This window comes from Alicyclobacillus fodiniaquatilis (genome assembly GCF_042678105.1).
In the GTDB taxonomy this organism is placed as follows: domain Bacteria; phylum Bacillota; class Bacilli; order Alicyclobacillales; family Alicyclobacillaceae; genus Alicyclobacillus; species Alicyclobacillus fodiniaquatilis.
The window spans coordinates 116539-130235 of record NZ_JBHUCX010000083.1 but is presented as its reverse complement, the minus strand read 5'-3'; the positions used below and the strand labels follow the sequence as shown (position 1 = coordinate 130235).

The window sequence follows — 13697 nt, the reverse complement described above, 5'->3', positions numbered from 1 at the left end:
CTTTTTTGCTATTTTGGGAGGAAATCATGCATCGTTCGGTCGCCACAGAACTTGAAGTCCGCTGGGGAGAATGTGATCCAGCAGGTATCGTGTATCATCCAGCCTATATTGATTGGTTTTCGGTTGCTCGTATGCACTTTTTGTCAGAAAACGGAATACAGTATATGAGTACGTTCAATCAGGCGGGTATCCACCTGGTCGTCACCGATGTTGCCTGTCAATATAAAAAGGCGTTGCGCGCGCAAGACAAAATTAAAGTGATTGCACATCTGGTCGCATGTACGCGCACCCGTCTTCATTTTCAATATGAGGTATTTGATGACGAAGGAGCCGTGTGTGCGGTTGGACGCACAGTACATGCTTTTGTCGCAAATGATAATGCAAAGGCAGTGAATCTGGACAAATTCGCGCCTGAATTATGGGCAAAGATCCGCGTGTTGCCTGTTGATCGCGACAGATAGATCGTTAAAAAACGCGCTCTGTAAAATTATACTTTTGACCTCTGCGCATGCCTACACTGAATGAATCACCAACTGTATAAGATACAGCAGACGGTTGTAGCTTGCGTGACGAGCAAATTTGGATTGACATGCTATCTTGAGGATGTTAAGATACTTTCTGTTTCTGATAAGCGGCTGTAGCTCAGAGGGAGAGCACCACCTTGACACGGTGGGGGTCACAGGTTCGATTCCTGTCAGCCGCACCACGCGACAGACCGTCGACGCACATTGCGTTGGCGGTTTTTGTGTTTGTTGGATGCAGACGGTATAGCCGTCCATGAACAGTCTCATACTGGACGTGAAGAAAGGATAAGGTTGGGAAAATCAGACGGAAGGACTGGTGAACGTGCGCAGCATTCAAGTGGCCACAGATTATGCGTTCACGGTCTTGGTCGACAAGCTGTCCCAGCTACCAGGCGTGGTTCTCGACGATGACGATGTTGTTTTGCACGCGCGGGCAATCACGATTCACTATGAGGATGCCCTCATTCCGCAGTTTGCCGAAACCTTGACGAACGTTCTGTTGAACGACTGGTTGTTTGACGTGTTGTATGATGAATTGCAACAACAACACCGGGAACTGACTGAAGATGAGATCGAATACCTGGTTCTGGTTCTTTTGCACGAATTGAAATCAGGAGAACTGGTGATTGGTGGCCGACCATTTCTGGATTGGAGAAAGCGTACAGCAATGGCCTTTCAAAACTTGCTCAAATGTCACGATACATTGGAATTAAGCGGATTCGTGCGATTCCGACTGCGACAATTCAAGTATGGCTTGGCCGGCGCAGTCGACGAGCGTGTGCACCAGTTTTTGCTGGATCGTGAATATGACGAGTTTGTCGCAATGCTTCGGTATATGCTGGAGTCACAGCCAGAGAGTGAGCAGGAGCTACATGTGTTTTGCTCACCAGAACGGGTGTGGATTATGGACTCGGTTGGCAGGTTGGTGCGTGATACCGAAGTCACCGAAGCGGCCATTGCCGAATCGGAGGGGGAAGTGAATAGTGAGGATTTAGCGATGAGTATCTTAATCACCAGATCTCCCTGCCGGATCGTCATTCACGATACGTATCCTGATGCGCCTTGGCCTAGTTTTCCTGAAACACTGACGCGTGTTTTTGCGGAACGGACAGTTCGCTGCGGTCATTGCAGCACCTGCCAACAACTTGAGCAGGCGAGACAACATTTTTCCAGAGGAGTGGAAAAGGAAAATAATCTTCACAATAAACAGGGGCCGACGAGATCTTGACATCAGATATTCATGTAGCGTATGGTGCCAATAGACCGCTATGCGTGATATGTCCCACATCAGCAAATCGGGAAAATGCCAGTCAACCAAGGCATCGCGGATGGCACACACCAAGGTAACGTATGATTTTCAGGGTAGAATTGAAATGGCTTGATGCATTGCGGAAAGACGCGCCTACGACTGTACGTGAACCAGAGACGGAATGCCACATGGCTGCAAGCATTCCGCACAGATGCCGCAGGACACCACTTTCCAAGCAGACACTGGGGAAGCTTTGCCGAAACAGTGTCCGGTACGCCCCGTTACGGCGGTGGAGCTTGTATGCCCAGTGATTTTTCGGGCAGCAAGGAATTTGGGTGGAATCACGTGACCGACGTTCTCGTCCCATGGGCGAGGGCGTTTTTTATTTGTCAAAAAAGGAGAGAAACTTTGTGGAAAATCAAGTCATGTTTCGACTGAAAGATGGCGCTGAACGCTACTTGCCGCAAGGTAGTACATATGCGGATGTCGCGCAGAGCATCAGTTCGCGTCTGGCGAAGGAAGCTGTCGCGGCCAAGGCGGATGGGCAGATTGTCGATCTCGCCCGCGTTGTAGAATCCGGGGTGCAGGTGGATTTGCTGACACTCAAAGATGCCGAGGGGATCGACGTCATGCGCCATACCTGTGCGCACGTAATGGCGCAAGCCGTCGCGCGGATTTTTCCCGGCACCAAGTTCGCCATTGGCCCCGTCATCGAAAATGGCTTCTATTATGATTTTGCCGATCACAATTTTACACCAGAGGATCTCCCGAAAATCGAGGCTGAGATGAAGAAGATCGTCGAAGCGAACTACCCGATGGAACGGGAAGTCATTTCGCGCGAGGCGGCGCTCGAATTGTTCCGCGAGCGCCAGGATCGGTTCAAGGTTGAAATCATCGAAGACTTGCCCGAGGATACGACGCTCACCATTTACAAGCAAGCGGAATTTGTCGATCTCTGCCGCGGACCGCATCTGCCGAGCACGGGGCGGATCAAAGTGTTTCAATTGCAAAACATCGCCGGCGCCTACTGGCGGGGAGATTCGAAGCGCGAAATGCTGACCCGCCTCTACGCGGTGGCGTTCGCCAAGAAGTCGGAGCTCGACGAGTACCTGCGCCTGCAGCAGGAAGCGAAAGAGCGGGATCACCGCCGGATTGGCAAAGAGTTGGACATCTTCATGTTGTCGCCAGAAGTCGGACATGGCTTGCCTTTGTGGTTGCCAAACGGGGCCAAAATCCGCCGCACCATTGAGCGGTACATCGTCGATTTGGAAGAATCCTTGGGCTACGATCACGTTTATACACCGCACTTGGCGAGTGTCGAGTTGTACAAAATTTCCGGTCACTGGGATCACTATCACGAAGATATGTATCCGCCGATGGAGATGGACAACGAAGAATTGGTGCTGCGCCCGATGAATTGTCCACACCACATGATGGTGTTTAAGAACCAACTGCACAGCTATCGGGAACTGCCTATCCGAATTGCAGAGCTGGGTATGATGCACCGCTACGAAATGTCGGGCGCGCTTGCGGGCTTGCAACGGGTGCGCGCCATGACGTTGAACGACGCGCATATTTTTTGTCGGCCGGATCAAATTCAAAGCGAGTTTGAACGCGTTGTCCGCTTGATAGAGCGCGTGTACAAAGATTTTGGCATAAAGGATTATTACCATCGTTTGAGCTATCGTGATCCCGACAACACTGAAAAATATGTGCAGAACGACGAGATGTGGGAAAAAGCGCAGGAAATGTTGAAGAAAGCGATGGACAATCTCGGCTTGGATTATGTCGAAGCGCCGGGTGAAGCTGCATTCTATGGACCGAAGCTGGACGTTCAGGTGCGGACAGCGTTGGGCAAGGATGAGACATTGTCCACTGTGCAGTTGGATTTCCACTTGCCGAACCGCTTTGATTTAGAGTACATCGGCGAGGATGGCAAAACCCATCGTCCGGTCGTCATTCACCGAGGTGTGGTGGGCACGATGGAGCGGTTTACCGCGTTTCTCATCGAGCAGTACAAGGGGGCCTTCCCAGCTTGGTTGGCGCCGGTGCAGGTGGTTGTGGCGTCGGTTTCCAGCGACTTTGCGCCGTACGCTGAACAAGTGAAGGACAAATTGCGCGAACAGGGCTTGCGCGCAGAGGCCGATACTCGACCGGAGAAGATTGGCTATAAGATTCGCGAAGCGCAGGTGCACAAGATTCCTTACACATTGGTGGTGGGTCAGCGCGAGGCCGAGGAAGGCACGGTTTCCGTTCGACGGTATCAAACAGGTGACCAAGGGAGTATGGAATTGGGCGCCTTTGCGAACAAGCTGGGTCAAGAGGTCGCCAGCAAAGCATTATTGGTCGAAGCTTGACGAGCGGCTGAAGAACATCTAATATAGTGCTGTTGGAAAAAACCAAGCAGAAGCCTGCGGCTTCTCACCTGGTCGGCACCGCTGACGGGTTACCTGGACTGACGGACGCGTTTCGTCACTTAGTGAATACAACCAGGAGCGCAGGCGAAGGCCTGCGCTTTTTTGTCAGCGCGTTATCGGCTACACACTTTGGAGGTGACACCAGATTAGCAAAGAAGGATATCAGGTGAATGATGGAATCCGTGCTCGTGAAGTTCGTGTTGTTGACCAGGACAATGAGCAACTCGGCATTATGGCATTGCGCGACGCAATCCGCTTGGCGGAAGAGCGCAATCTGGATTTAGTCAATGTCGCACCGACCGCGAAACCACCTGTTTGCCGGGTTATGGACTATGGCAAGTTCAAGTACGAGCAGAGCAAGAAGGAAAAAGAGTCGCGGAAGAACCAGAAAGTCGTGCTGCTCAAGGAAGTCCGGATGACGCCGAACATCGAAGAACACGACTTTAACGTCAAGCTCAAAAACGTGATCAAATTCCTGAATGATGGCTCGAAGGTCAAAGTGTCGGTGCGCTTTCGCGGGCGTGAAATCACGCACCAGAACATCGGCCAAGAATTGCTCTTGCGCCTTGCCACGGCGGCTAAAGAACAAGCGATTGTCGAGCGGATGCCCCGCTTGGAAGGTCGTCATATGATCCTGATTTTGTCACCGAAGCAGCCGAGCGTGTAAATCGCTCATTTGAAAATGGAGGAAACCGAAATGTCGAACAAAATGAAATCACATAGCGGTTTGAAAAAGCGCGTGAAGCGCACGGCATCAGGTCAACTGAAGCGTGCAAGTGCATTCGCGTATCACAAATCGACTCACAAATCTGCAGCTCGTAAACGTCGTCTCCGTGGCACCACGCTGGTATCTGCGAGCGATATCAAACGGATTAAGCAACTGGTCGCTTACAAATAAGATTCTGACAACAGTGTGTTCGAAAAATGTCGGCTCAAAGCCGTAAACATGTTCGGACAACCTGGCGCAGCGTGAAAGTCTAAAGGAGGACATATTCAGTCATGGCACGTGTGAAAAGTGGTATGGTGACGCGCCGTCGTCATAAGAAGATTTTGAAACTTGCCCGCGGCTATCGCGGTTCGAAACATCGTCTGTTCCGGACGGCAAAACAACAGGTGATGAAATCATACATGTATGCGTACCGGGATCGTCGTGTACGCAAGCGTGATTTCCGCCGCTTGTGGATTCAACGTATCAACGCGGCAGCGCGTTCGAATGGGATTTCCTATAACAAGTTTATGTACGGTTTGAAATTGGCGGGCGTCGAAGTCAATCGCAAAATGTTGGCCGACCTGGCAGTAGCCGATGGTTCTGCGTTTAAACAGTTGGTGGACGTTGCACGTGAAAAAGTGAACGCCTGACAAATGGGGCCCGGTCAGTTTCGTCTGGCCGGGTTTTTTATCTATTGAATGCTTTACGCCGTCAGCATTTCAATTGAAGCAGCGCGGATGGCGCACACGAGTGTCGACTTGATTTTCAGGAAGACTTGTTTCAAGGAGGACAGTGACGTGTACATTGAGTCACCACAAAATGCACGTGTTCGCACTTGGAGTCAATTGAAGACAAAGCGTGGACGATATCGGCAGAGTTTGTTTCTTGTTGAAGGCTATCGCTTAGTCGAGGAATTGCTCAAGAGCGCATACGATGTAGAAGCGATTTTGTGGAATGTCGCGTCGGACGAGCCGTCTCTGGCATTGCAGCAGCATCCTAAAGTGAAGAAGAACTGGTTTGAGCTTTCACCGACCGCTTTTGCGCAGGTTGCGGATACCATCACACCGCAAGGTTTGATCGCTGTCGCCAAGATGCAATCGGCATTGGACATTGTACCTTCGCCGTATGCTTTGTTGTTGGACGGCATGCAGGATCCGGGCAATGTAGGCACCTTGCTGCGAACCTGTGAGGCATTTGGGTTTGCGTCTGTCTGTTGCGGTACAAACACGGTAGATCCGTTCGCGCCGAAGGTTGTGCGCGCGGCGATGGGCGGCATGTTTCGGTTACAACTGACCAGTTCGGACAGCCTGGATTATATCGAATCGTGGCGTGCAGCACATCCGACAGGGCAGGTGATGCTTGCGACTGCAGATGCACAGCAACTGTGCTATGCATCCGACATGCGTCGACCCACCTTGATGGTCATTGGAAGCGAGGCGTTTGGCGCAAGTGAGGCTGTGCGCTCGCATGCGGACGTGACGGTTGCCATCCCGATGCAGACGGACACGGAAAGTTTGAATGCAGCGGTGGCTGGTAGCATTCTGTTGTATGAGGCATTTCGACAGGGTCGCACGCACACGTAATTTTGTGTTGTGTGAATTTGCTTTCGCCGAGCCTTTGCAACGAAAAGATGCAATCGTCACCGGTGTACTCAATTTGTCTACGCGTCATATGAAGCGTTTTACTGCATCGGAAGAATCACGACAAATCGTGTCCGCAAAAGCACAGCGGTTATTCGCAGCATATGGCACGTTTTATCTTCAGCATGGGGGTGACACAGGTGCAAGATGCGGTCGGAAAAGTGTTCGACTTAAAGCGCAGTGCGGCTTTGTTGATGCTTGGTCTGTGCGAATTTGTGCGTGGTTCGCTCATTTTCTTCATTCTCCCAATTTATGTCCACAATGTGCTTGGTTACTCCACTGCGGCGATTGGCTACGCGATGGCTGCGCATTATGTATTTGACACCGGCTTGCGGTCACCTGCGGGTTGGCTGGTGGATCGCCTGGGTCAACGCAAGGTGGCTGGCATGCTGTTGGCAGTGGCTGCTTTTGGTCTCTTTCTCGTGATCAGCCAGCATCAATTTTGGTTGATTCTAGCTGGCTGCGCGCTACTTGGCATCGGCATGGCCGCTGTGTGGCCGGCGGTGATTGCGCGGGTTACGGCGGGGCTTTCGCCGGATGCGTATGGTTCCGCGATGGGCGGCGTGATGATGGCCTGGTTGCTCGGCGCTGGTCTAGGCGCCATTTGCATGAGCTGGTTATTTGGCATTCACGTTCAACGCGGCTTTGTCACGCTGATGGTCTTGTGGCTTTGTGCCTATGCCATTGGCTTGTGGGTGATGAGCAGTTGGAAACCAGCAAGCCACGCGAAAAAGCGCGCGCACATTCTTGCCGTCTTACGTGAGGTCAACAGCGTCAAAGTCTTGTTCCCGGGCGTGTTTGTCCAGACGTTTGCCATTGGTGTGCTACTGCCGGTTCTGGTGCTGTATGCCCGCAACGTACTTCATCTAGATTCCCGCATGTACAGTTATTTGCTGTTGACTGGCGGCGCTGCAGCGGTGTTATTGCAAGTGCCAATGGGACGCTTGGTGGACAAATACGGGTATCGCGCTTTTTTGGTGACTGGATTTTTATTGGCGGCCATTTCATTGCCCATCATCGGTGGGCTGCACACAGTGCGCTATATCTTCCTGGCGGTCATTTTGTTTGGGGGTTCTTATGCCCTGATTTTGCCGTCGTGGAATGTGGTGGTGGCGCAATGCATCACGGAGGATAGGCGGGCCGTGATGTACGGCGTCTTTATGACGGTGGAGGGACTGGGCATGGCAGTCGGTCCAGTCGTTGGCACAGAGCTGTGGAATGCGTTTGGCCCGAGTGCGCCGTTTGACGTCGCAGCCGTCATTCTCTTCATTATGAGCGTTTTTTACGGTATGATGCGACTGAACAAGTTGTTTGTCCGGCAAGAAGTGCGCGATAAATCATCCAAAGCTTCTTGAGTTCGCCGCAGATGTTCTGAAGTAAAAACGGCGCTGCTCAAAGCGCGTCTAGGGTATTTCGTAAAGGGGCGTCAAATTGTGATTCACCCTTCAGCATATATGTGGGTGGCGCCATTGGTCGCAATGGTCGTCGCTCAAGGCTTGAAGCCGCTGTACATTATGATCGCGGCGCGCAGTTGGGATTGGCGGCAAGTCCGCAACTCCGGCGGGATGCCAAGCTCGCATACCGCACTGGTGACGGCGTTGGTCGTCGAGCTGTGGCTGCGCTATGGCGGTGGAGATCCGGTGCTTGGCATTGGTTGTTTTGTCGCAATGGTCGTCATGTATGACGCAGCAGGTGTCCGTTGGCAGACGGGACGGCAGGCGGCTGTGCTCAATCGCTTGCTCCACGATTTGCGTGGACAGGCCGATAGTCATGCAGACAGTGCAGATGGGAAGAGTGAACTGTCCATCTCGCCTGAAACACAGGGCATTCGACCGCTCAATGTGGTGAAGGTGCCTTGGTGGCTGAACGATTGGCCCGTGTTGAATGAGCAAGTTGGCCATAAGCCGACAGAAGTCATTGGCGGGTTTATCGTCGGGGTGATTGTTGGCCTCATTATCCATTAGACCGCCGTGCGCGATGTGTCTCGCAGCAGTGGCATGAAATGCCAGTTGGGCAAGGCGGCGCGGATGGTGCTGCGTTGGATATAAACGGCGTCGATTCACGAAATTTGTTCCTTCGTTTGTGCAGCAGGGTATGCGCCTTGCTGCCTTTTTTATATCAAATCTAAGCATCTGTTTTTTCAAAAATCGTATGGAGAAATGAATTTGTTTTTGCTATACTACGATAGCCTTCGATTTCCAGTATGCGCTTTCATTTTGGACTAGATAATCAGGGGGGAATTTTTTATTTTACAATTGTTAGATGAATTGCCGCAGGCAATGCGTCAAGATTTTGCAGACACAATTCTCCAATGTTTAAAAACAGATATCAATTCATCTGGGGAATTCTCTGAACAGTGGGTGATTTTGACTGCCCATTCTATCATTGTCAAAGACAGCCAGGGCCAGCAAGTTCGCGCTGTGCCGCTGAGTGTGGTCATGTCAGCGAAAACACAGATGTACGTCGGGGGCGGACGGTTGTCTGTGGAGACCACGGATGGCACGGTCGCACTCGCGCATTACAGTCCTGGGTTGGCGCCTAAAGTATCTGTCTTGGTGGGTGCCATCAACGCGCTGGCCAAGGGGGAAGAACTACCCGCGATTTCGGAGCGAGATTTGCCAAAACATTGTCCCAAATGCGGACGTCCTTTGGATCCGGGAACCAGTGTCTGTCCGTTGTGTATTGACAAGCGCCAAGTGATGTCCCGCTTGATTGGTTATGTCAAACCATATCGCGGGCTACTTCTCTGGACGATTGTATTGTTGGTTTTGGCTACGGTGGTTTCGCTGGTTCCTCCCTATTTGACCAAGCTCATTGTCGATAAAGTCCTGACGCCGCATCGATTCGGCAGTGACCTTTTATTGTTTGTCATCAGTCTTTTGGTGGCGAATGTACTGCAAATGCTCCTACAGGCGGCACGAGGCTATCTCGGCGTCTGGTTGGGCAGTCGCATGATGGGAGACATTCGACGGGATGTGTACAACGCGTTGATGCGTCTCTCGCTCAGCTACTTTGACAAGCGCCAGACTTCACAGTTCATCGGTCGCGTGAACAACGACGCCGAATCGATGCAGCAATTTCTCACCGATGGCGTGATCATGCTGACCAGTCAAGCGACATCGCTCATCGCCATTATTGTGCTGATGTTGCGCTTAAACTGGTTCTTGGCGGTTTTGGCTTTTGTGACGACTCCGTTGATTTTGGTCGCCTCCGTCTCGCTTTGGCCAATCGTTCGTCATCGTTGGTATCGGCAATGGCGCGCACGCGTGCGTTTAAACGTGTTGGTGGGCGATTCATTGAACGGGATCCGCGTCGTCAAGGCATTTGGCCAAGAATCGCTGGAGAAAGAGCGGTACGAGGCGGTCAACCACTCGCTTGTCGGCTTGACAACGCAAATGGATGGCATGTGGCAGACCGTTTTCCCGCTGTTTAATTTTATCAGTGGCTTTGGCCTGGTTTTGGTCTGGTATTTTGGCGGGCGTGAAGTCCTGCACAATACCATCACATTAGGTACACTGATGGCTTTTATTTCGTATCTCAACATGTTTTTCGGTCCTTTGCAGTGGTTTAGCCAGTTGATGAATTGGGTGACCAATGCGCTGGCTTCGGCAGAGCGAGTGTTTGAAATCATCGATACCGTGCCAGAAGTTCGCGAAGCCACCGACGCAAAACCGATGCCAATCATTGAAGGACGTGTGGAAATTGAATCGCTCACGTTCGGTTATGAACGTCATCATCCGGTCTTGGAAAATATCGATTTGGATGTGGCGCCTGGTGAAATGATCGGGTTGGTCGGTCACTCTGGTGCAGGTAAGTCGACTTTCATCAATCTATTATGTCGGTTTTACGATCCCGACCGCGGGCACATTCTGTTGGATGGCACGGACTTGCGGCACATTCAGCAGGAGGATTTGCACCGTCAAATCGGCGTGGTATTGCAGGAGACATTTTTGTTCGACGGGACCGTGATGGAAAACATCGCTTACGCAAAGCCGGATGCGACGCCGTACGAGGTGATCCGCGCGGCTAAAATTGCGAATGCGCATGGATTTATCTTGCGGATGGCCGACGGTTACGACACGCGCGTCGGCGAGCGCGGACATCGTCTATCAGGTGGTGAAAAACAGCGGATCGCCATCGCGCGCGCTGTATTGCACGACCCGCAAATTCTCATCCTCGACGAAGCCACGGCTTCGCTGGACACCGAGACGGAAAGGCAGATTCAGGAGGCGATTGGACGTCTGGTGAAAGGTCGTACGACATTCGCCATTGCTCACCGCCTCTCCACTTTGCGCAACGCCAATCGACTAGTCGTGTTTGATCGCGGTAAAATCGTCGAAGCAGGTACACATGAAGAATTGTTGGCGTCCGAAGGCATTTATCACAAGTTGGTCCAAGCGCAGATGGAGATGTCACAGATTAGGGGGATCGAAGGATGAGCGCCTTAGATCCATATGAAACACGGGTGCTGGACGCAGAATCAGTGTCATTTAGCAGGAATGAAAGCGGTGTATTGCAGGCGGTCATCGACGGCGTGGACTATGCAGAAGTGGCTCTGACGCGCGTGTTTCCGCTGTCGCAGCCGGATCGATATATTGTCGTGTCCGTTCCAGATGGCGACGAGATTGGGATGATTGAGGATTTGCAGAAATTGTCCACCGAGACTCGCCGTCATACCGAGCAGGAACTGCGCCTTCGGTATGTTGTGCCGATTGTCAAACAGGTGCATCGCATCAATCAGGAACCAGGCATGTGGCGTTGGCACGTGACCACGGACAGAGGCGATATCGAGCTGATGATGCCAAATTTGCACGATCACGTCCAGACGGTTTCCGCAGATCGCTTGCTGGTCACGGATGTGGATGGTCGGCGTTGTGAGGTGCGCATCAGCGCATTGGATGGACGCAGCCGAATGCAACTGAAAAAAGTGCAATAAGCACATTCTGATCCTGATTTTGGATCACCCGCTCATAAAGTAGCCATATGTGCAATAAGGTAACCGATTTGGACATGGCAAGCGAAACGTCTCTGTGTTTAAATTCGGTAAGCGCAATAATCGTTCTATCAGACATATGACTTGATGAAGGAGGAAGCATAGGCATGATGACAACCTTGGGCCACCTCGCCCTCACCGTCGAGGACATGGAAGCTTCTCTTCAATTCTACTGTGATGTGCTTGGGTGCGAAAAAGCGTTTGAGATTCACGATAAAGCGGGGAACCCGTGGATTGTGTATGTCAAAATTCCAGATGGTCGGTTCATAGAACTGTTCTATGGTGGTAAAGTGAAACTAGCAAGAGATTCACACCGCGTTGGATTTGCGCACCTCTGCTTTGAGGTGGATGACATCGCTCAAACAGCCGACATGTTGCGTTCAAAAGGCGTCGTGCTGGATGTCGAGATTCAACAGGGGTTAGATCACAATCTGCAGTGCTGGACACATGATCCAGACGGAAATCCGATTGAATTTATGCAAATTCACCCGGATTCTCCGCAGGCGCGCGCGCGTCGTGCGCTAGAGGTGAAATGATCACACATCACTGAAAGGGGATAATTTGAAATGAAAGCATGTTTACATCCTTCTATTGTTGCGGTTCGGGAACTGGTTCCATATTTGGATCTCGCCCACTCGATTGGGTACGAGTATGTCGACGTGGATGGCTCATGGCTGGCGAAGGAAGCTGAGTCGCACGGTGAAGCGGCATTGGACGAATTGTTTGCAGCGCGCAGTCTGAAGTTGGGGAGCTTCGGTCTGCCAGTCAATCTGTTTGGAAGCGAAGCGGATTTTGAAAGCGGTCTCTCACGTCTCGAAGCAGAAGCGGAACGCGCAATTCGTCTCGGTGGAACGCGGTGCTGCACATTTTTGTGGCCGTCCATCGACGAACTTCCGGTGCCGTACGCAAGCCGTCTTGCAAGCCGTCTGCGCCGCTGTGCAAATATCCTCGCGGCATATGGCGTCCGTCTCGGCTTGGAGTTTGTCGGACCGCATCATCTGCGCAATAAAAAATATCCGTTCGTAGTGACGTTGGCAGACGCGTTGGCTTATATCGAAGGCATCGGTGCGCCAAACGTCGGCATTCTGTTGGACAGTTACCATGCTTACACAGCAGAAGTTCCGCTGTCGGAAGTAAGCGCACTCAAAGGCCATCAGATTGTGCACGTTCATGTGAACGACACGCCGCAACCACCGCATTTGGCACATGATTTCGAGCGTGTGCTGCCAGGTGAAGGCGCGATTGACTTGGCTGGCTTCTTCCAAGCGCTCGGCGAGACAGGTTACAATGGGCCGGTCTCTTTGGAAGTACTCAATAAAGAGCCTATCGGAGACGCGGAGAACACGGCTGCGAAAAAGGCGTTTGCTGCTGTCGAGGGCTACATTCAGGCAGCGCGTGAGGGGGCAAGCGCACGTGCCTGAGATTGGTTTGCAGTTATATACGCTTCGTGAACTGATGGAGCAGGATTTCATCGGTACTTTGAAGAAAGTAGCAAAGATAGGTTATCAAGCGGTTGAGTTCCACCACTTTGGCGGCATGACGGCGAAAGAACTTCGCGGCGTGGTTGACGATTTGGGGCTGAAGCCCCTGTCCAGTCACGTGGCTTTGGATCGGCTGGAGCACGAGTTGGAACAAGTCATCTCAGAATCGGTTGAACTTGGCCTCGAGTACGTGGTTTGTCCATGGTTGCCGGAATCGCGCAGAGAGACGCCGGAAGCGATTGCGTCCCTCGCGTCTGTGCTGGAAAAGATCGGCGCTCGTTGCCAGGAAGCAGGCTTGCAGTTCGCTTACCACAACCATGATTTTGAGTTTGCAAAAGTAGGGGACGAGTTTGCGCTGGACGTGCTTTTTGCAAATACGTCTGCCAATCACGTTCAAGCCGAGCTGGATTTGTATTGGATAAAACGCGCTGGTCAAGATCCGGTTGCGTACATCCAAAAATACAAAAACCGCTGTGATCTGCTGCACGTCAAGGACATGTCTGCAAAAGACGGATCGTTTGACACAGTTGGTCAAGGCGTGTTGCCATGGCCCGACATTTTTGCCGCTGCCGAACAGGCTGGCGCCAAGTGGTACATTGTCGAACAGGACGTATGCCCTGGAGACCCGCTTGAATCGATTCAAACCAGTTTACAGTTTTTGTTGCAACAGCGCTAAGTGATGCA

At 51.9% G+C, this 13697-nt stretch carries 14 protein-coding genes and 1 tRNA gene; all 15 read left to right on the top strand.

The window, feature by feature from the left end; translation table 11 throughout:
- On the top strand, window positions 1-461 hold a 461-nt coding region (locus ACFSB2_RS20190; protein ID WP_377944907.1), incomplete at its 5' end, for an acyl-CoA thioesterase.
- A 170-nt stretch (window positions 462-631) separates the two neighbouring features.
- Window positions 632-706, top strand: a tRNA-Val gene (locus ACFSB2_RS20185).
- 134 nt (window positions 707-840) lie between these two features.
- Entirely contained in the window at window positions 841-1752 is a 912-nt protein-coding gene (gene ytxC, locus ACFSB2_RS20180) for a sporulation protein YtxC (RefSeq protein WP_377944906.1), read from the top strand.
- A 446-nt stretch (window positions 1753-2198) separates the two neighbouring features.
- Window positions 2199-4130 carry a threonine--tRNA ligase gene (gene thrS, locus ACFSB2_RS20175; protein ID WP_377945006.1) on the top strand — a complete coding sequence of 644 codons (1932 nt, stop codon included), beginning with the start codon at window positions 2199-2201 and terminating at the stop codon, window positions 4128-4130.
- Window positions 4131-4356: 226 nt separating this feature from the next.
- Complete coding sequence (infC, locus tag ACFSB2_RS20170; RefSeq protein ID WP_377944905.1) at window positions 4357-4857, top strand: translation initiation factor IF-3; 501 nt, start codon at window positions 4357-4359, stop codon at window positions 4855-4857.
- Window positions 4858-4887: 30 nt separating this feature from the next.
- Window positions 4888-5088 (top strand): 50S ribosomal protein L35, encoded by a 201-nt coding sequence (gene rpmI / locus ACFSB2_RS20165; RefSeq protein WP_377944904.1) that lies wholly within the window; start codon window positions 4888-4890, stop codon window positions 5086-5088.
- A gap of 101 nt (window positions 5089-5189) precedes the next feature.
- Complete coding sequence (rplT, locus tag ACFSB2_RS20160; RefSeq protein WP_377944903.1) at window positions 5190-5549, top strand: 50S ribosomal protein L20; 360 nt, start codon at window positions 5190-5192, stop codon at window positions 5547-5549.
- Window positions 5550-5696: 147 nt separating this feature from the next.
- On the top strand, window positions 5697-6482 hold the full coding sequence (locus ACFSB2_RS20155) for a TrmH family RNA methyltransferase (protein ID WP_377944902.1): 786 nt from the start codon (window positions 5697-5699) through the stop codon (window positions 6480-6482).
- A gap of 197 nt (window positions 6483-6679) precedes the next feature.
- Complete coding sequence (locus ACFSB2_RS20150; RefSeq protein ID WP_377944901.1) at window positions 6680-7894, top strand: MFS transporter; 1215 nt, start codon at window positions 6680-6682, stop codon at window positions 7892-7894.
- 78 nt (window positions 7895-7972) lie between these two features.
- Window positions 7973-8503 (top strand): divergent PAP2 family protein, encoded by a 531-nt coding sequence (locus ACFSB2_RS20145; protein ID WP_377944900.1) that lies wholly within the window; start codon window positions 7973-7975, stop codon window positions 8501-8503.
- 291 nt (window positions 8504-8794) lie between these two features.
- On the top strand, window positions 8795-10978 hold the full coding sequence (locus tag ACFSB2_RS20140) for an ABC transporter transmembrane domain-containing protein (RefSeq protein ID WP_377944899.1): 2184 nt from the start codon (window positions 8795-8797) through the stop codon (window positions 10976-10978).
- Window positions 10975-11475: a DUF1854 domain-containing protein gene (locus ACFSB2_RS20135; protein WP_377944898.1), complete on the top strand. Its 501-nt coding sequence runs from the start codon at window positions 10975-10977 to the stop codon at window positions 11473-11475. The genes ACFSB2_RS20140 and ACFSB2_RS20135 overlap by 4 nt, the downstream gene beginning before the upstream one ends.
- 164 nt (window positions 11476-11639) lie before the next feature.
- Window positions 11640-12068 (top strand): VOC family protein, encoded by a 429-nt coding sequence (locus tag ACFSB2_RS20130; protein ID WP_377944897.1) that lies wholly within the window; start codon window positions 11640-11642, stop codon window positions 12066-12068.
- 30 nt (window positions 12069-12098) lie between these two features.
- Window positions 12099-12953, top strand: a complete 855-nt coding sequence (locus ACFSB2_RS20125) for a sugar phosphate isomerase/epimerase family protein (RefSeq protein WP_377944896.1) — start codon at window positions 12099-12101, stop codon at window positions 12951-12953.
- Window positions 12946-13689, top strand: coding sequence for a sugar phosphate isomerase/epimerase family protein (locus ACFSB2_RS20120; protein ID WP_377944895.1), 744 nt, complete (start codon window positions 12946-12948; stop codon window positions 13687-13689). Before ACFSB2_RS20125 ends, ACFSB2_RS20120 begins: the two co-directional genes overlap by 8 nt.
- The last annotated feature ends 8 nt before the right edge of the window (window positions 13690-13697 follow it).